General features: G+C 56.2%; 16 protein-coding genes. 5 read left to right on the top strand and 11 right to left on the bottom strand.

The annotated features are described in order from the left end of the window. Window positions 1–80: 80 nt before the first annotated feature. Entirely contained in the window at window positions 81–2,867 is a 2,787-nt protein-coding gene (locus tag GSQ91_RS06780) for a TonB-dependent receptor (protein WP_158820500.1), read from the bottom strand. Window positions 2,868–3,057: 190 nt separating this feature from the next. On the opposite strand from GSQ91_RS06780, the gene GSQ91_RS06775 reads away from it, so the two are divergent. After that, a complete protein-coding gene (locus GSQ91_RS06775) occupies window positions 3,058–4,200 on the top strand; it encodes a sensor histidine kinase (RefSeq protein WP_158820499.1) in 1,143 nt (380 codons plus the stop codon). Next, window positions 4,197–4,967: a LytTR family DNA-binding domain-containing protein gene (locus GSQ91_RS06770; protein WP_158820498.1), complete on the top strand. Its 771-nt coding sequence runs from the start codon at window positions 4,197–4,199 to the stop codon at window positions 4,965–4,967. Before GSQ91_RS06775 ends, GSQ91_RS06770 begins: the two co-directional genes overlap by 4 nt. 53 nt (window positions 4,968–5,020) lie before the next feature. On the opposite strand, the gene GSQ91_RS06765 is transcribed toward GSQ91_RS06770, so the two are convergent. The 6 genes from GSQ91_RS06765 to GSQ91_RS06740 all read right to left on the bottom strand — a co-directional run bounded on the left by GSQ91_RS06765 (window position 5,021) and on the right by GSQ91_RS06740 (window position 10,970). After that, a complete protein-coding gene (locus GSQ91_RS06765; protein WP_158820497.1) occupies window positions 5,021–5,641 on the bottom strand; it encodes an NAD(P)-dependent oxidoreductase in 621 nt (206 codons plus the stop codon). Window positions 5,642–5,763: 122 nt separating this feature from the next. Beyond that, window positions 5,764–6,315, bottom strand: a complete 552-nt coding sequence (locus tag GSQ91_RS06760; protein ID WP_254064391.1) for a cupin domain-containing protein — start codon at window positions 6,313–6,315, stop codon at window positions 5,764–5,766. Between the two features lie 89 nt (window positions 6,316–6,404). Then, a complete protein-coding gene (locus tag GSQ91_RS06755; RefSeq protein ID WP_158820496.1) occupies window positions 6,405–8,444 on the bottom strand; it encodes a glycosyltransferase family 39 protein in 2,040 nt (679 codons plus the stop codon). A gap of 226 nt (window positions 8,445–8,670) precedes the next feature. Then, window positions 8,671–9,048 (bottom strand): cupin domain-containing protein, encoded by a 378-nt coding sequence (locus tag GSQ91_RS06750; RefSeq protein ID WP_158820495.1) that lies wholly within the window; start codon window positions 9,046–9,048, stop codon window positions 8,671–8,673. Window positions 9,049–9,127: 79 nt separating this feature from the next. Further along, a complete protein-coding gene (locus GSQ91_RS06745) occupies window positions 9,128–9,736 on the bottom strand; it encodes a 5'-3'-deoxyribonucleotidase (RefSeq protein WP_158820494.1) in 609 nt (202 codons plus the stop codon). Window positions 9,737–9,782: 46 nt separating this feature from the next. Then, window positions 9,783–10,970 (bottom strand): MFS transporter, encoded by a 1,188-nt coding sequence (locus tag GSQ91_RS06740; protein WP_158820493.1) that lies wholly within the window; start codon window positions 10,968–10,970, stop codon window positions 9,783–9,785. A gap of 83 nt (window positions 10,971–11,053) precedes the next feature. Between GSQ91_RS06740 and GSQ91_RS06735 the strand changes: the two genes are divergently transcribed. Then, window positions 11,054–11,977 (top strand): LysR family transcriptional regulator, encoded by a 924-nt coding sequence (locus tag GSQ91_RS06735; RefSeq protein ID WP_158820492.1) that lies wholly within the window; start codon window positions 11,054–11,056, stop codon window positions 11,975–11,977. A 99-nt stretch (window positions 11,978–12,076) separates the two neighbouring features. On the opposite strand, the gene GSQ91_RS06730 is transcribed toward GSQ91_RS06735, so the two are convergent. The 4 genes from GSQ91_RS06730 to GSQ91_RS06715 all read right to left on the bottom strand — a co-directional run bounded on the left by GSQ91_RS06730 (window position 12,077) and on the right by GSQ91_RS06715 (window position 16,867). Beyond that, window positions 12,077–13,438, bottom strand: coding sequence for a cytochrome-c peroxidase (locus GSQ91_RS06730; protein ID WP_158820491.1), 1,362 nt, complete (start codon window positions 13,436–13,438; stop codon window positions 12,077–12,079). A gap of 119 nt (window positions 13,439–13,557) precedes the next feature. After that, window positions 13,558–14,691, bottom strand: coding sequence for a hypothetical protein (locus GSQ91_RS06725; protein ID WP_158820490.1), 1,134 nt, complete (start codon window positions 14,689–14,691; stop codon window positions 13,558–13,560). Between the two features lie 377 nt (window positions 14,692–15,068). Further along, on the bottom strand, window positions 15,069–15,983 hold the full coding sequence (locus GSQ91_RS06720; protein WP_158820489.1) for a carotenoid biosynthesis protein: 915 nt from the start codon (window positions 15,981–15,983) through the stop codon (window positions 15,069–15,071). Between the two features lie 80 nt (window positions 15,984–16,063). Continuing rightward, a complete protein-coding gene (locus GSQ91_RS06715) occupies window positions 16,064–16,867 on the bottom strand; it encodes a class I SAM-dependent methyltransferase (RefSeq protein ID WP_158820488.1) in 804 nt (267 codons plus the stop codon). 174 nt (window positions 16,868–17,041) lie between these two features. Here GSQ91_RS06715 and GSQ91_RS06710 point away from each other — a divergent pair, with 174 nt between their 5' ends. Next, window positions 17,042–17,482: a MarR family winged helix-turn-helix transcriptional regulator gene (locus GSQ91_RS06710; RefSeq protein WP_158820487.1), complete on the top strand. Its 441-nt coding sequence runs from the start codon at window positions 17,042–17,044 to the stop codon at window positions 17,480–17,482. A 155-nt stretch (window positions 17,483–17,637) separates the two neighbouring features. Beyond that, complete coding sequence (locus tag GSQ91_RS06705) at window positions 17,638–18,777, top strand: serine hydrolase (protein ID WP_158820486.1); 1,140 nt, start codon at window positions 17,638–17,640, stop codon at window positions 18,775–18,777. Window positions 18,778–18,855 lie beyond the last annotated feature (78 nt).

Genomic DNA, 18,855 nt, shown 5'->3' with positions numbered 1-18,855 from the left:
TTCGACTGCGCTCAGGATGACAGATTTGTGGTGGGGTAGGAGTAAATACCTCCCACGGGTACAGCTATCTTGATTCCACTCTAGAAGGCGAAGCGCACTCCGAGTTCTATGCGTCTGGCGGTCTCCGCGGTGAGGGGTTGTCCCAACGTGGATGACGAGAGGATCGTATTCACCGCTGTGACGTTGGTGTGATTCACCAGATTCGCACTGCGCGCATTGAAGGTGAGAGTGCGCGGATGGTCTTTGTCTCTCGGATTCAACGTGAAAACACGGCTCAGGTTTCCATCAAGATGTAGCGCGGCTGGCGTACTTCCCAGGTTGCGCGGAACATTGCCATTCACGGTATTTGTAGTCAGCAATCCGAAACGCGTGCTGTACACACCTGGGCCTGGGGCCGATGCATAGGAAGGACGGTCGTTGAAATCTCCATCCCCGTTCGCATCGGTACCGGTGGTGATGTTGTAGGGCTGGCCATTTCTAGCATCAAGCACCGAAGAGAACTCCAATTTGCGGGGCAGGTGGATGATGCCCGAAACATAGACCGCATCTCCCGCCAACCAGTCGGGGCGGGAGGTCTCACCTTGGTTGCTATAGCTGGATTGCGGGCTGCCGACAGCACTCGTCGCGTCAGTTTTTGCGTTGGCGTGAATGTAGTAAATGGAGAGGCTGAATCGTTTTCCGGTGTTTCGGTCACCACCGAAGACAAAGATGTTGCCGTTCATATGACCGGAGTTCTGATACTGCACCATATTTTCGTTCGGTGCATAGGGTCTTGGAGCGAGCAGAGCAGCAGTCGGATCGGGTGGGGTTCCAACGCTGCTGCCGATGAGAGGAGCATTGATATTCCTGGTCTGTATCTCTCCCCAGTTAGAAAACCAATAGAGGGTGGTCGCCAGGTGCAAGCCGTTGTGGAACGTGCGCTCGATACCGAGGTGCGTTTGGAGCGATGAGACCTGATGGAGAGACTGCGGAAATTGATTCACCGTGCTCACCTGAATGGCTCCAGGAATGAGCGTCAGCGGATGGTTGTAGCTTGGCGAATAGACTGTTGTCTGCTGTTGCCGGATACCATTCAGGCGGTAGACCTCTGTGGCAAGGTTCGGGTAGTTGGGAGCACGGAAGACCCCTGCACGCATGTGAACTACCCAGGCCGATTTCTTATCCGGCGCCCACGCCAGGCCAACGCGCGGCGAGAAGTTGGCAAAGCTACTCGGAGCGGTCTGCAGCTGGTAGCGAAGTCCTCCGATCACGCTGAGGTGAGGGGTTAGTTTGATGGCATCCTGTCCGAACAGGCCTACGCGCCACTGCGTAAAGGGAACCAGCGGCGTGCCGGTAGTGACCTGATAGGTGGTGGGTGAGCCGCCTGGAAGATTCAACAAGGCGCGCCGGTACTGCTCGATGCCACTGATCGTGGTGGTCTGTCCGGTTGAATTATTATTTGCATCGAGAATGGGAGCACTGCCTCCGCCGAACAGATAGGCTCCGTTGAAGGTGTTTGGGTCATCGTCATGCACAAAGCTGCCGAGCGATTGAGCGCCAATCTTCCACGAGTGTTTGCCCTGGGTGACCATCAGGTCATCATCCACTTCAAGGTCGCGTTCACGATCGTTCAGGTTCTGACTTGTCGCTCCTCCTCCTGTGAAGTATCCGGCTACCCCAAGTGATGGCGCGGTCGAGAGAGGCGTCTGCTCGGTGCGTTTCCATGTATAGCCGATCCGAGTTTCGTGCAACTGATTGGGGCTGAGCGTCAACGTATTATTTAGCCGCAGATCGTACTCGTTCACCAGACTCGAATAGCCGGCTTCGGCAAGCGTAAGGCCACCCACGCCCTGATTGCCGAGGTTGTTGACATTGGCCGAAAAGGAAAGTGTCGCTGTATCTTTCGGGCTGATCTGCCAGTCGTTACGCTCCGAAGCGATCCATAGCCGCTGCGGAGCTGCCACTGTCTGTTGCAGCGGCTCCTGATCGCCATTCGCATTCAGTGTTACCGCGTTGACGACGTTGAACTCATCGATGTCGCGCTTTTCGAGGGCGAGGGAGAAGTCGATTTTCTTTGGGACAACCGGCCCGCTCAGTTCGAAGCCGTATCTCCGCTTTCCTGCCGGTGTTGCTGTTACGGAGAAGGGATCCGTCGCATTGAAGCTGCCGTCGCTGTCTGTAAGGAACAGCGCTCCGTGAAAGGGGTCCGCACCAGGCTTCGTAAAGATCTCGATGCGGCCGCCTAAATAGGGAGCCCTCTCATATTCCGCTGAAAACATATCCGGATTGATGCGAATGGAAGCGATAGAACCTTTGGGTGGCAAGGCACTCGTGTTCTGAAAGCCATCGACAGTGACGAGAGCCAGGCCGGGCATGCCGCCGCCACTGGCCGCGAGCGACTGTAACTCTCGGAGAAAATCGTCCGGGTCATCGGAGAGCTGCTGCACATCCTGGGTATTCAGGTTGCGCGTCCCTGCACCGTGATCGGCATCCATCGCCGTGGCATCATCACCCACCTCGACATCAGTCTCTTCGCCCGCAACCCGCAGTTGAATGTCCACGTGAGCGACAGCATTTGACTGCCTGATCGTAGTGGCTGTTCCAGGCGCAAAGCCATCTGCCTGCGCCGTGATCGTCGTCGAAGTCTCCGGTACACAGGACAATAAAAAATGTCCAGCCGAATCGGTCGAAGCCGATTTGCCGTCAGGGGTCTGTACCTGAGCGTTGGGGATGACAGCGCCCGTGGTGTCGCGAATGATACCTTCAACCGAAAATCCTTGCGTACAGGGCTGTTGGGAGAATATGAGTACAGTGTTCAAAGAGCCCATTAGGAGAGCCGCGAGTTTCCAGTAGGTCCTGCAAGCAACTCCGATCCGGTAATGCTCCATCTCGTCCTCCAGAGCTTCGGTGCACCTCCACCGTAGGAACAAAGGAAGATTTTTCAAAAGCAATCGGGACGAGTCGTAATGGGCGGCTGCTGGATCGTAGTCGCAATGGGAAACAAGCTTCCCATCGTGACGGGTCGGACTTAATATCTCAGAAGAAGACAGGATTAGTGGCTGCCTAAGGGAACGTCAGATGGTTTCTATAAAAAAGTTCGCCCGCCGCTTCGCGCAACTCTTTCTGCTGTGGACGGGGATCGCCTTTCTGTTCGCGGCTCAGTGGTATAGCTACGACGTGATGTACGGACATCCCCATCCAGTGTTTGCGTATGTTCGCTGGAATATGGAGCAGTGGTATGCGTGGCTCTTCGTCGCACCGTTGGTACTACAGTTGGCAGCGAAACGCCCTGTCGATCCCCGGCACCCTCAACGAGCTCTTGCGCTGCATCTGCTGGCAAGTGTGTTATTCGCTCTTCTTGCATTATTTGTACAATCGGTCATCGCGTATTTACTTGAATTAGGCTCTCCAGCTCCGCGAAACATCTTTAGGGCTCTCCTCGATAACTTCAGGTTCCTTCTCCGGAAGGACGTCGCGATGGGCATCATCACCTATTGGGCATTAACCGGATTAGCCCAGACCCTGCATTTCTACAAGGAAAACAGCAATAGGCAGGTCCGTGAATCACAATTGGAGAGGCAGCTGGCGCAGGCCCAGCTGCAGGTTCTGCAGATGCAGTTGCACCCGCACTTCCTCTTCAATACTCTTCACGCGATTGGAACGCTGATTCACGAAGATCCCGAATCCGCGGAGAAGATGCTGCTTGATCTGAGTTCGCTGCTGCGAGTGTTCTTAGAACATGAATCTTCGCAGCAGATCTCGTTGCGGCGAGAGCTGCATCTGGTAGATCTCTATCTGAGCATTCAGAAGATCAGATTCAGGGACCGCCTGACTGTGCGCTCGCTCATCGATCCTGCAACGCTCGACTGTTCCATACCGAGTTTGATCCTTCAGCCTCTGGTGGAGAACGCCATCGTGCACGGCATCGCGAAAAATCCGGGCGACGATACGATCGAGATCAAAAGCTTCCGGCAGTCGGGCCGGTTGGTCGTGGAGATTAGTAACTCCAATAGCTCGCTTCCCTCTGAGATGAGCTTGGATCATGGCGGATGGGGAGTTGGGCTATCGAACACATCACAGCGGCTCACGCAGGTCTATAACGGTTCTTCGAGTCTCTCTCTTCAGGCGCTATCACCGCGAGGCGTGGTATGCAGCATCGCTATACCCTTCGAGAAGAGCGCCTCCGTAAGCTCCTCAGAAGAGGAGCTGCTCGCCCTATGAGAATCAAAACGATCATCATCGACGACGAGCCTTTGGTGCGAAGCAGCATCCTGAGAGCCCTCCGGCAGGATGAAGATATCGACGTGATTCGCGAATGCGGAGATGGAGTATCGGCACTCGACGCTATAAGCAGGGAACATCCCGACCTGATATTTCTCGACATGCATATGCCCGGACTAACCGGACTGGAGATCTTGGACGAGTTAAACGGCGTGAAGATGCCGGTCACCATATTCGTCACCGCACACAAGGACTACGCGATCGAGGCCTTCGAGGCCAATGCGGTGGACTACATTCTCAAGCCCTTCGGCAGCGACCGGGTCGAGAGAGCCGTTGCTCGCGCGAAGGTGCGTCTTGCCAGCTCTCTGGATGACAGTTACACCACCAGGCTGCTGCAGGCACTGGCCGCCGTTCAGAAGCAACAACAATACCAGGAGAGGATTGCCGTTCCCGTGAGCGGACGCATCCTCCTTGTTGACACCAAAGACATCGATTGGATCGAAGCGGAGAGAAACTGCGTTCAACTGCATGTTGGGAAGCTCGTCTACGAACTGCGAAATACGTTATCTGGTTTGGAATCCAGATTAAATCCGAAACAGTTCGTGCGTATCCATCGTTCAACGCTGGTGAATATCTCTAAGGTCAAGGAGATTCATCCCTGGTTCCACGGGCACCACAAAGTAATTTTGCACGATGGAAAGGAGTTGCGGATGAGCCGCTATCAGAGTGAAAGCGCCAAGCTCCTTCTGGGATCTCTATCCCAATAGACTGAGAGAAACATCTTAGGCATCATGATGAAGCGCGCACTGGAACAAGCGCTTTAGCTGTTGACCACTGTGACGGCGCGGCCGAGGTGGTCATTCACCTCGAGTTGATCGACCAGGAAGTTCGCCAGATCTGCGCGTGTGATCGAATGGCCGGTTGCGCCGCTGCCCAGCACGGTCACACTGCCGGTTGGCAGGTCATCCTTGAGGATGGGTGGGCGCGCAATCAGGTAGTCCAGCCCGCTTGTAGTTACCTCGCCTTCCATCAGGGCTTTGTCTGCCGTCGATCCATGAAGGAAGGTTGTCATCAGCAGATACTTGTACCAGAACGGCGCTTGGGCCCTGCTCTCGCCGAGGCCCATCATCGAGATCACGATCAGTCTCTGAACGTCTTCGGTCTGCATGGCCTCGATGATGTTGCGCACCGACGTACTCTCGAGTCGTGTCGTCTTGTACGGAGTCGTGCCGCCGATGGCGTCGATCACGGCCTCTTGTCCTCGCACTACTTGCATCACATCGTCTGGCTTAGTCGCGTCTCCGGAGAGAACACGTACGTCCTTCCGGGTAAACTTGCTCGCATCGCGGACAAGCACCGTGACCTCATGGCCCTTCGCAAGTGCTCGGTCCACAATCAGGCCACCCGTTTTACCGGTTGCTCCAAATACCAGAACTTTCATCTCGAACTCCTAAGCTTCCTTTAAGAAACCTCTGAACACGCGTCTTGCTTTGGAGGGGCGGGACTTCAGTCCCGCCGTAAATCTTTGGGATTAGCGCGGCTTTAGCCGCGGAGGGAATGGTGCTAAGCGTGCCGCAGCAGCTCTGTCCGATACTTTGGCGCCAGGGCTTCAACCTTCGCTATAAACGCTGCCTGAGCCGCAGGGTCCAGCTTCGGCGGTGCGGTCGTTCGCGTTGCAACCGGCACACCAACTTCGGCGAAGAGCTCTTCCTGCCCTGCAGGAGAGCAGATGCATAACAGTCGCACAGGCTGGTCGCTTGTATTGTGAAACTGATGAGGCGCGTTGGCCGGGATGTGGGCCGTCTCGCCTGCCTTTACCACCGACTTCTGGCCTCGAAAGGTAGCCTCGAGCTCGCCCTCCAGGATGATGAAGGACTCTTCAAAATCATGCCGGTGAGGAGGCGGTCCACCGCCCGGTGGAATATGCATATCGATCAGGCAAAACTGCCCAGCCGTATCCTTCCCCGAGAGCAGGACCGTGTACGTGTCTCCCACTAATCCGATATGCGGTAAGCCCTGGTCGTTTGATCTTGTGACAACCAGACTTCGGCTTAGATCATCCGGTGGAAGGGAAAAATCGGACTGGATACCTGTGTCGGAAGTGCTGTTCATCATGCTTCTCCTGGATAGGCAACTGTGCGAAGAATAATGTACTTCTACTCGCGTGGCCACTCTTTAGAGCAATATTCGTCGCCGTACCCGCATCAAGGCTGATGAAGCTGGTTCTTCGCCAGCTCTATTCCAGCCTTGCACCTTGGGATCAGATCTTCGTCCTCCAACTCAGGCCGAACCGTGCGTGCCAATTCGTCTGCCAGTTGATAGTGCACGATAGCCTCGCTCCATTGCTTCTGCGCCGCAAGCGTATCCGCCAGGTTGATCTGCGTAAGTGCAGAGCCCGGTGCCAGTGCGACAGCCTGCTCGGCCATCGCCAGAGCTGCTGCAGGTTGATTGGCCTGGGAAAGATCCCCAGTCTTTCGCACGTCCACCAGCGCAGACATCAGAGGCACCGCAAACCGGCCCTGATAGACGTACACCCCGTGCTGAATAGTCGCCACCGGCTTCAGTTCGCGAAAAGGCTCGAACCAGTTCAGCGGACCGTCGCCAGACTCTACACCCTCAAGGTCGCTATCGCTGATCAGAACCGTTCCATCGATCACGGGTGGCACATCCATCGGCAATCTAAACCACGAGAGCGAGCTTCCCGTGGGTAGCCGCTTGCAGGACACACCGTAGTCGGAAGGATCAACCGCGCCATCCGGAAAGTACGCGAACCAGCAGTTCGTGATGTGGTTTTCGTCCAGGTACTGTTTCACCGACTTAAGCTGCTGTCCCCAGTCGACGTTGGCGTCGCTCAGATAGCGATGCACTTGCGACGGGCCGCCCCAGGCCTCATTTCCGTAAGCCATATATGCCGGTGCAATCCGCACCGATGTCGCCACCTGCCACACCAACAAAGCCGCCGCCGCGATCACCCAGGCGCGGTTGCGAAAGAAGGCGTGACCGATAGCGACCCCTGCCAGCGCATACAGAAAAGGATAGACAGGCATCAGATGCCGAGCCCCAATATCCATGTGAGACGTAGTCACCAGCGCAAAGTAGAAGACGACAGGGATGAGCAGAAAATACAGTTCCCGCGTGTGGCGATTCTCTCGCCGAAACCAGAGGAAGGGAAGCATCGCAAGAGCAATCAGGAGCGGAAGAGTGGACTTAATCAGAAAGGCAGCAGGAAAGTACTGCCATGGTCCATGCCGATACATCCTGCCGAAGAAGTAGCTCGTGTACTCCCACTCCGTCTTCTTGGTATTGGCGAGTCCCCAGATGTAGGCCTTCGGCAGCAGATGGAACTTGGCGACAACCGCAAGCTCTGCGGCATTGGTCTTGCTCGGCATCGAGGCGATGTAGGGCTCAAGCGTCGGCGAGAGCTCCAGACCATTCGGAGCTGGCGCGTAGCGGAATCCATAGAAAGCCCAGATCACTCCCCAGGCGCAGACCAGGACGACAGCACAGGCTCCGAGCCGTTTCCACAGCACGGCTGAGCTCCGCGCACGCAGCGCCTCGGCTCCGGCCAGAAGTACCAGCATCGGAAAGACAAAGATGCCAGTGAACTTCGCGCACATCGCCAGCCCAGCTGCAAGTCCAACGACGGCCAGTCGTCCCGGACTCTGCACCTTGGCATAGCGATAGAACGCATACACGGTGGCGAAGAAGAAGCATGCACTGCCAAGGTCCGTCGAGACCAGGGTCCCATGCGCGAGAATGTTCGGATCGAAGACAAACATCGCCAGCGCGGCGAGCGCGACGAAGCCGCCGAACATCTCTCGAGTCGCCACATAAAGCAGCCCTGCCAGCAGTAGTGTAAAAAGCATGCAGGCCATGCGCGCCGGAAACAGCAGGCGATCGCCTCCATTCCCGAAGACAAACGCCCGCCCATCGACGAAGGCTTCCAGTGACTGAGACTTTCCTGCATTGGGTGGAACAGATACGTGCAGAGGCAGCAGAGGAAGCGCAGCCGTGAGCTTCACCACCGGCGGCACCTCGGCATTCAGCCGGTAATCATGCTTCGTCCAGATGTTATAGCCGTCATACAAGTGATGCGCTTCGTCCCAGTTCGCCGAGTACACGCGCGCCACATGGATGAGTTCAAAGGCAAAGACCAGAAGCAGCGCTGCGACAGCCAGAAGTTGTCGCCGGTTGGTCCATGGAAGCGGAAGGTCTGTCTGAGCTTTCTCGGGTGGCAGCAGCATACTATCAGGAACTCTATATCCCTTAGGCTCTTTGGGGCAAAGTGGATCTAGTTCCGTCGTGTGCATCGAGGGAAAATATTATCGCTCTGGAATAACTGCCACAGACCGATTCCTAGTACGCCAGTTGCCCTTACAAACCTACCCCAAAAGCCTGTCATTTCTCCGCTCCCGTTGGTCGGTCGAAATGACAGGCATGGGGGAGAGGCTTGTAAGGGCCACCGTAGTACTATGCTCCGGAGAGCTGCTCCTCAATAGATTTCGTCAACGGAGTATCCACGTCCCCCGTGTGCCGTGTCGTGACTGTTTCGATAAGCACGATCCCACACTCCTCTTCCGCCACAGGATTGTGCAGTGTGCCTTTAGGCACCACATAAAAATCTCCAGGATTGAGAACAACTTCCTTGTCTTCGAACTGAAGGATCAGGCGGCCATAAACGACAAGGAACATCTCATCTTCGGAATCATGCTTATGCCAGGCGAGCTGCCCTTGCACCTTCGCGACCTTTACATACTGATCGTTGACTCTCCCAACAACGCGCGGGGACCAGTGCTCCGTAATCTGTTCCAGAGCCTGAAGAAAGTTCACTGAGGTTGTGCCTTGCATAAGAGCCTCTCCGTCTGCATTTGCGGTGGGGAGAATCTGTATCACCGCGAATCGTTCAACCCCATTCTATTTCGGATCTTCATTGGGCACTTAGCTCTAGTTCTTCGTATAACCCGAGGCGATCTCCGCTCTTTCTCGCCTCGTGCAATGCAATCGCGTTCTCTACCTCTGCCCATCCGTATACGCGAAAGTGCTCATGATTCTTTCGGTTATGCGGAGCATCGAATAGCAGCCCCACACCGCGCAGGCCTTTGAAGTGGTAGGCCGAATCGTCGATGAGATAGTCCACATTGAGGATCGACTTATCCCCGCAAAAGATGATGTGGTCCAACGGAATCTGCGGCAGATAAAGCTTGAGCCACGCGATTTTTTCGTTGAACGAGTTCGGAAACTGTGTGGCGGCACTCGCAATGAAAACATCATGTTGCGCGCAGAGTCTCTCCATGCCTCCCAGCGAGCCGGGCATCGGCTCCAGGTCGGCAAAGAACCCTGGTTCATAGAGCATGCTCACGAGCCACTCTTTGTGCGATGTTGGCGCAATGTCCACTAGATTATTCCCGTGAAGGTCGCTGCGACTCGCGCTTGTCCCGCAGCGCTGGTTGTAGAGGCGCAGTTGTTTGCCCAGCGTATCGGTAATCACCTCATCCATGTCCACGGCAATGCGAAGCGTTTCGTGTGTCTTGCTCATAACTCCTTTTTCTACTTCCCCTCTCAAAAGGGTGTCTGTTGGAGAATCACGCTGCTACAGAGCTCGCCTTCACCGGTTGAGATACCGGCTCCCGCGACAAGAACATCGGTCCAGCCGCGACGACAATCCCGGCAAGGGCAATCACACCCATGGCTACTCTCAACCCGACAAGCACTGCGAGCGATCCGATCACCGGCGGCCCTGTCAACAGGCCGCAGTACCCGACCGTCGAAATCGCGGAGATAGCTGGTCCTGGTCCCATTCTGGTGTCGCGGCCCGCCGCACTCAGAATGACCGGAACGATATTGGCGATCCCGGCACCGGTAAACATCAGGCCCACAGCGGCCAGCACAAAAGAATGAGAAAGGAGCGTGCAGCTCATGCCTATAGCTATCAAAAGACCACTTGCCTGAAGGATCCGTTGAGCACTGAGCCGTCGCGCGAGCCAGTCGCCTGAGAACCGTGTTGCCGTCATCGAGACCGCATACGCTGTATAGCCGGCTGCTGCGAGCGACAAGGTAGCACCCAGGTTAGAGTGTAGATAGACCGACGCCCAATCTGCGATCGCTCCTTCAGCGAGCAGGCCGAAGAAGGCGATAACGGCGAGCTTCAGCATGGCAGCGTCTGGCCACACAAACTTCGCGCCTTGTTGAGGCAGAGTCTGTTCTCCAACAAGCAGTGGTGATGCCGCGATGCTGCAGATCGCCAGAACGACTGCGGTCAGCGAGAGATCGAAGCGCAGCGTGCCCTGGTGATGAAGCATCAGCCCCGCAGCTCCTGCACCCAACAGGCTCCCTATGCTCCAGCAGCCCTGCAGAAAGCCCATACTCGAACGTCCATAATGTTGTTCGACGGCAAACGCCTGCGCGTTGACGGAGACATCGAACCCTCCCTTGGACGCTCCAAACAAGCAGGCGAAGACGATGAGTGCGGCAAAGCTCGACGTCTGCGCCAGCAGCGCGAGCGCAAGGCAATAAGCTATCGCCACTGTCCGAACCACGGGCCTGCTTCCGAAGCGCGCAATGCAATGGCCTGTCAAAGGCGTTGCGACGAGCGAGCCCGCTACGACGCTAACGAGAACGAGCGTGAGCGACCCATTATCCAGCCGAAGAAACTGCTTGAACGCCGGTACATGGGCCGCCCAGGCCCCGAATCCCAGGCCATCCACGACGTAGAGCGTCGCCAGGGCCCGCCTCGGCCACATACCCTTCGGCAATCTGAGATCTCCACTCACGTTCTTTCTCCCTGAACACAGAATGGGTCCCTTCAACCATTCTGTCCAATAGATTAAGTTGTCATATGCGATAACTTTTGGGAATGGCGCTCGAATTCACAGAGCTTCGTTCTTTCCTGGTGCTCACGGACCACATGCATTTCGGCCGAGCCTCGGAAGCACTCCACCTCACCCAGCCCGCACTCACCAAGCAGATTCAGCGCCTGGAAGAGAAAGTGGGCGGCCCCTTACTGATTCGTGCCTATCGACAGGTATCGCTTACCGCAGCAGGGGAGGTCCTGCGGCTTCGCGCACGAAGCCTGCTTCGCGAGGCTGACATCGTAGAAGAGGCCGCTCGTTTGGCGGTGAACGGTAAAGCAGGGCTGCTGAAGATAGGCTTCGGCATCGCCTCTCTGGGCGCGGGACTGCCCGATATCCTGACACGGTTCCGGCAGCAGAACCCGCAGGTGCAGGTGGTCATGCGCGATATGTCCACCCCGAATCAGATTGAAGCGCTTCTTCGCGGAGACCTTACCGTTGGTTTTGTTCGGCTTCCCGTGGACGATCCTGGGTTAGTCACTGTGCCGATTCTTGAAGAACGGCTGGTAGCTGCGGTCCCTCGCGGCATGCCGTATCGCAATGGGCTCGCCTGCCTTCGCGAACAGCCTTTTGTGGTGGTCTCCCGCGCCGGATCCGCCAGCCATTTCGATCACCTGGTACAGACATGCAGAGCCGCGGGATTCACACCTCGTATCGTCCAGGAGGTCAACGAACTCTTCACCGTTCTAACACTGGTCGCGGCTGGCGTTGGTGTCAGTCTGGTGCCGCGCTCCTCCAGTCAAATGCGTGTCTCGCAGGTTCGTCTGCTGGAGACCGGTTTGAACGAGGCCAAGTGGAAGATCGGATTGGTCTGGAGAAAAGAGGATTCCACTGACCCTCTGGTTCGCAACTTCGTCCATATGGTGCGCAGGCCTTTCGCCGCAACTGCGAAAAAAGGTCTTCCGCAACGCCTCGCAAAGAGCGAGTGAAATCTGTATCGCGCAGGTTGTTTTCTTCAAGGAATGCGCAGCGCTCTGTTTGTCGAATATCTCTTTGCCGTTACCGCCTTCCGGCCAACGTATCTGGCCCTACCGTCGACTTGTCTGGTGATAGTCGTCGGTCAGTGTATTTAGAAAGGCCACAACATCCTTAGTTTCTTCTTCACTCAGGGCTGGTTTTTCACCGCGATGGCGGTTGAAGGGTGCATCCTTGACATCCACATTGGCCCGATGAGCGGCCGGCAAATCGTCGTACATCACAATCGTGCCAGCGGTTCTACGCGGATACCATCTCTCCGGCCGCGTCTCTCGCTCCACATAGAAGCGAACCGCGTCCTCCAGCGAATGGACTGCTCCGTTGTGAAAGAAAACTCGCCGCGTCGCGACATTACGCAGCGTGGGTGTCTTGAACAGCCCGCAATAGCCCTCCTTGGTAACGTCCTTGCGGAGCGGGCCGCATAGGCCTTCGTCAAAGAACGTTGTGTCGCGATTGGCGCTGAGGTGTCTATTGCGCGGCACGGCCAGGGCCTCGAACTCATAGTCGGTGAATGCGGGCGCAAGGCGGTTCTTGGTTGGCTTGTCAAGATGGCATGCGGCGCAATTGCCTTTATTCGGATCGTCAAACAGCTTGAGACCTCGCAACTCCTCTGCTGTCAGTTGCGCGCGGCCAGCCAGATAGTAGTCAAATTTACTGTTATAGGCATGGAAACTGCTGTCCTCTGTCTGGAAGCGTGCCAACGCGAGGTAGATGTCGGTTAAACCGACGTTCGGCGACTTGAATACTTCTGGACCGAAGATGGAGATAAGTTCGTCGGCATAGGGCGACGCCTTGAGCTTGGCCAGCAATTTTGGACCATCCTTATTGGCCATCTCTCTAGGGTCGAGGAGTGGGCCGCTGGCCTGATCGGCGAGGGTTGACGCCCGACCGTCCCAATCCATGCCACCCTCGGGCACCACCTGTTCGCCTTGCAGCGCATTCAGGGTATCTACCGGTGGGGTCTCGTGATTCGGCAAAGAGTTCGATGTGGGTCTGGAGGCCTTTGGCAGCTTCCGTTCGTCGGGATCAAAAGCCGTATCCAGGCGGACTACAAATCGTGGCGTGCGCTCCAGGTAGGTCAGGGACGGTACGGCGCGAACTCCCTGCAATCGCAAATCACTTCCGCCCAATTGCACCGCCAACGAATTAGCTGGCGCATAGGAGTGGCCGGGATCATGGCAGGACGCGCACGATATCTTGCCCGAGCCCGAAAGGCTGGGGTCGAAAAACATCTTCTGCCCCAATCGGGCCATCGGACTCAATGGAACCGCGCGCGCATCGAGGCGTGCCGCCGCCGCCTGTTCGACAGCCGACGTGCCGGTTGAATTCCTTTGCCTGGCCGCGTCCAGCCGCGTCTGTGTAAGCCAGCAACTCCCGGCTATCAGTATCGCGGCAAGTAGTGAGGTCAGTCGCATGGCGTAGTCAATCGCTCGTGCCTGGGAGCGCCGCTCGATCCCGGGCAACTGAAGCTGGCACCGTAAAAAACGTTGATCGCGATGCAGTCTTCCGGCGTCGCACAAAATCCGGACGGGGCCTAATTCGTTGTCACGAATATCAGGCCATGCGGATTATTCATGCCGATATAGATAGGCGTTAGCGCGCCGGTAGTAGTGTTGGTCTGTAAAACCGTACCTTGACCGGAGCTATACGCCGTGCTGGCTGTAAAACCGTTCGTCGCATCGATGCGATAGATCAACTGTGCAGGCGTGTCGGAGACCAGCATGAAGGAAGTCCCGCTAGCCGGCGACCAGCGGGTATCATCCAATGGCCACGGGTTGCCGTAGAGCGTCACGTTCAGCACGCTGGTCGACTGCGTCGCGGTACCGATGTTCTTGACAAACACCATCTCCGAGTCCTGTTGGCTCGCGACAACCAGATCTCCGGACGGGTCGATCATCGAGGAGTCCGTGTCGGTCATGTTCAGGGTAACTGGCGTGTTGCCAATGATCGCGGTAGTCGCTGTGCTGGACATTAGGATGGGCGTCGAGTGAAAGGTTTTGCCATCGCTGTTGAGCGCAATAGTGTAAAGCGCGGGCCCTGCGTTTACGCCGTATTCCGCTGTGGCGCCACTGGAGTCGGTCGAGTATGGCGCCAGATTCGGACTGGGGTTCGCCGTGGTCGTGGGGTTGGATGCGCTGGCATACACAACCCCGTTGATGATCTTCATGTCGTCAAGACCGCCGCCGTGCGGCAACTGCGCGACGTCGGAAGTATACGACTGGAGCGTGTTGCTGGTGGTGTTGATGACCGTAATAACCGGATTCGCGTCTTCGTTGCTGCTGACCCACACCGTATTGGAGTTGTAGACCGTCATGCCATCGGGATGCCCCGGCACGTTGAAGGTTTGCAGCACATTGCCCTTCTCGTCATACTCAATCACTTCCGCCTGCGCGGAGGTCACGCCAGCAGCCAGGGTGCCGTCAGGATTGACATTCGGGTCCTGGCAGATAACGAAGACCGAACTGCCCATCTGCACCATGTCGTCTGGAACTAGCGTACCCGGCGCTTTCGCAAACACGGATATCGTATAAGCGTTGCCCTGTGTGCCCGCCACTGACGTTGGCACGGGGATGGTGGCCGGCGTAGAAGAGCTGCTGGAAGGGCTGCTGGAGCAACCCAGAACAGCTATGGACAGAACCATCAATACGGCACAGGCACGAAGTATCATTGTCGAATTCCTGATCAGAGTTGCGTACATGCTAGTTGTCCCATGTAACGGTCTCGTGAATTGGACTCAAAGAGAGTGATGCTATTCGGGGCCAAAGGTCCGCTCGTCTTCAACCATCGTTCCTTTGCGAGATCGCAGGTATAGGGTCTGAGCGAACACACTTTGATCGGCCGCTTTAGACTCTGCTTCCGTAATCGTTCCAGCACCTGATTCAGAATCGAGCCGGTGAAGGGTGAGTACAGATAGAAGATCGCGCCTTTTGAGAAGTCTGCATCGCGTGCATCTGCGGCAACGAACGAAGCGTCTTCCAGTTGCAGGGTCCTGGCACATCTCTCGGCATTGGCAACATAAGCCGTTACGAGTGGCCTAAAAGCAATCTATTCTGGCTGCATAGTTCGGACTACGGAAACTTGATGAGCCTCATTGGGATCAGACTCTTTCTCTCTTAACCTAAGCCAGGCCAGCAGCGCCATCGGACCCATCACAAGCAGCGACATCAGCGCATCTGTTCTGAGAATATCCATCGTGATCCATGGCTTGCCCGTTGCGTCCATTACGACAGGTGGGGCCATCGGCAGCCTGAGAAGCAGCAGATTCCCGAAGGCGCAGATTCCGTAGAAGAGAATGGGCGCACGCCAGTAGCTCCGAGAGGTGGGTGGTGGTTGGACCGGCCTTGCTCTGCAATAGAGAGCGAAGGCTTGATAGAAGAGATAGGCGGTCAGATACCAACCCAGGAAGTTACTAATAGGAACGCCGTAAAAGGAACCACCATCCCGCCAGATCCAGGCCCGGTCCACGGTAGCCCAGTCCGGCTCCATCGAAAGATCCCATGCAAGCATGATGAAACTAGCCAGCATCGGAAGAGCAACAACGCGCACCCCCACGAGAGGTTTATTGCGATATCCGAGGATCAAAAGGCTCAGCACCCAGGAGCAATAGCCGATTCCGAGGTACGCGAGGATCAGCAGAATGGGCACGTTAAGGATCTTCGGCCCCATCACATTCGTGAAGTAGTAATGCCCAAACGGAAAGCCTGTACGGAGACTGAGGCTTTCACACAGACCTGCCACTCCAACACAAAACGTAGTGAAGGCCAACATGCCTCTCACTCGATAGAGGATGCTCCCATGAACCGCTGCAAACACCGCAGGGGGTACAACATGCAGAATCACGATCAACAAGGCCGGGAGTCTGTCTGCGTAGAGTTGGCAGACGCGTGCCAGCACATACAAGAGCAGCATCGTCCATAGAAGATGAGTCTGCCATTTGGCCGTGACGGGATTCATTGCCATTGGTTAGAGTGTATGCCGCAACCCCAGGCTGCGAAACGGCAAATCGTCCTGTCATTAAAGGGCAGAATGGTCAGAGGTGCTCACTGAGACTCAAAGACAGTGATGCGATTCGGATCCAAAGGTCCGCTCGTCTTCAACCATCGTTCCTTTGCGAGATCGCAGGTGCAAGGTCCGAGCGAACACACTTTGATCGGGCGCTTTAGACTCTGCTCCCGTAATCGTCTCAGCACCTGCTTCAGAATCGAACCGGTGAAGGGTGAGTATAGATAGAAAATCGTGCCTACAGAAAAGTCTGCATCCCGTGCATCTGCGGCAACGAACGAAGCATTTTCCAGTTGCAGGGTTCTGGCGCATCTTTCGGCATTGGCAACATAGGCCGGCTCTATCTCTATGCCGAGACTTCTAACTCCAGCCAGCATCGACATCATGAGTGGCACGTGTCCCATGCCGGAACCGAGATCGACGAAGAGATCGTCATCCGATAGCGTTACGGTCTTCAGCAAATGAAGCACATGACGAACGGGCGTCGGCTGGTAGGCGATCATCTCCCGTGATCCCAGAGAAGACACATCCCCCGGATCGCTGTGCTGAAAGAGGCTGGCCATGAAGTCGTCCCGAGCATCGAAGCCCAGGCCGGGGCGCGGAAGAGCGTTTTGTGCTTCAGGATTCAGGTCGTCAAGCCATCGAAGAATCGTCTGCATGTGTCCACCAATGATCTCGGTACGAATGAACTGGTAGAGTTCCGCGTTGGCTGATTCGAGCCGGTGCTGCAGGGTAAGCGCACGCCGCTCGATCTCCGCAAAGGCTGCGGCCTCGGACATCGTCGAGGCAGTGCCTCCGGCCAGGGCGTCAATCTCATCCATTGCAAGAAGGCGTTCGCTCAAAGAGTTCTGTTGAAAGAGAAGAGAATTACCCTCCAGCCTTTGAAGCAGAAATCTCAAGCGTTCAGGAGGAGAGACCTCGCTGGAGCCTTCCGGGTTGAGTATAGTTGACACGTCAACCATACTAGCCATAGATAGTTGATGCGTCAACCATTCGACGCTATGCTGGAATCAACGATGGCGACGAAACCTCTCTCTCCGCATGAGCTCCGTGTCTGGCATGCGTTCCGGCTCATGAACGAGGATGTGCTTGCGCGCGTAGGGCAGGATATCGCTCAGGCGACCGGCCTATCGGGCCCCGAATTTGGTGTGTTGTCCCGGCTCGAGGCCTTCGGCCATGGCGAAATGCGCCAGCAGGAACTCGCCCGAGTAATGGGATGGGACAAGAGCCGTCTCTCCCATCAATTGAACCGAATGGAGAGACGATCCCTCGTCGAGCGTCGCCCCGGTGGAGGCAAAGTGGTGCTGGTCGTCCTCACAAAATCAGGGCGAGAGAAGTTAGATCGCGCGCGGCCCATTCATGCGCATTCCGTGCGCAAAAACCTTCTGAGCCGCATTAGCCCTGAGCAGACCGCAACGATCGTGCGCATCAGCAATCTTCTCGGCGAAGAACCCTGAGGCGGCAAGCCCTTCAGGTCCACGAATAGGGATAGAGGGTGAGTCACGACCAACCGGACGCAGTTCTCTACGGCGTCGCTTCCTGTAAAACGCCGCTTGGTGCCTATACGGGATTCGCTGTATAGCGGTCATATTCGGTTGCTATACTTCGGGGCATGTTAAGGTCCCGTCTCGCGCTCATCCTGTTTTCCTTCATCGCGGTAGGAGTTGTTCCCGAGGCGGCACCACAGGCCAACCCGTCCGGCTCCATCGATATGGGAAACGGGTACGTTGTCCCAGGCGCTAGCTGGGAGCACGTCACACCGGAAGCTGCAGGCTTTTCCAGCGAACGTCTTGAAGTACTCCGTGCCTGGCTGAAAACACATCCTTCTACGGCGATGATGGCTGTCTACAAGGGCAAGGTTCTCTTCGAGTATGGCGACACTACCCGAGCTACCAACGTCGCCTCCGTACGCAAGAGCGTTCTGGATATTCTCTATGCCGCTGAACTTAAGAACATCAAAGAGGGTCTTAACTACTCCACCGTAGTGCAGCTCGGCTTGCAGGACAAGGTGCCTTTTATCCATCCCGAAGAGACTGCCAACTTTGAGCAGCTCATCACCTCCCGCTCTGGTATTTACATACCGAACGGAGACGGCGATCAGGACAACATTGCACCGCGTCGTGGGTCTGAGTTCCCCGGCACTCATTTCTTCTACAACAACTGGGACTTCAATGCCCTCGGAACTCTCTTCGAAAAGCTCACGGGGAAGAACATCTATGACGCTCTGCGCGACGATCTTGCTATTCCACTCCAGATGCAGGATTTCGACCGCGCGCGCCAAAAGAAACCCGTTGACCCAAATCATGTTCATCCTGGCTATCCCATGTGGCTCTCCACCCGTGACATGGCTCGCATCGGAGTGCTCATGATCTCTGGCGGCAGATGGGGCGGAAAGAACCTGGCAGACGGAAACTTTCTTGCCTGGAGCACCTCGCTCGTCACACCGTTTTCCGAGCTTAACCCCATCTTCATGCATAACGCCGCACTACCTGCACGCTGGGGCTATGGCCGTCTCTGGTGGGTTTGGGATGCCCCCGTTTATCCCGGCAATGTTTCTATCGGTCCCTATCAAGGTGCTTACTCGGCTATGGGGACCGGCGGCCAGTTCATCACTGTCTTTCCCATGATGGATCTTGTCGTAGTCCATAAGGTCGATATCGACGTCGATGCTGCCGCGAATATGTCACAGCTTGGCTATCAGGCAGTTCTGGACATGCTTCTCGACGCCCGCTGCTCAGGAGCCTGCAAGTAATAGGTATCGATAGGATGTCTCCTCGAAATGAAAACCTTCATCGACGGTTTGCAACCCAGCAGCGGCAGCGCGGCTGCA

The sequence above is a fragment of the Granulicella sp. S156 genome, from assembly GCF_009766105.1.
Classification (GTDB): domain Bacteria; phylum Acidobacteriota; class Terriglobia; order Terriglobales; family Acidobacteriaceae; genus Granulicella.
Note: the sequence above shows the minus strand (reverse complement) of the source record. Positions and strands in the feature narration are given on the sequence as shown.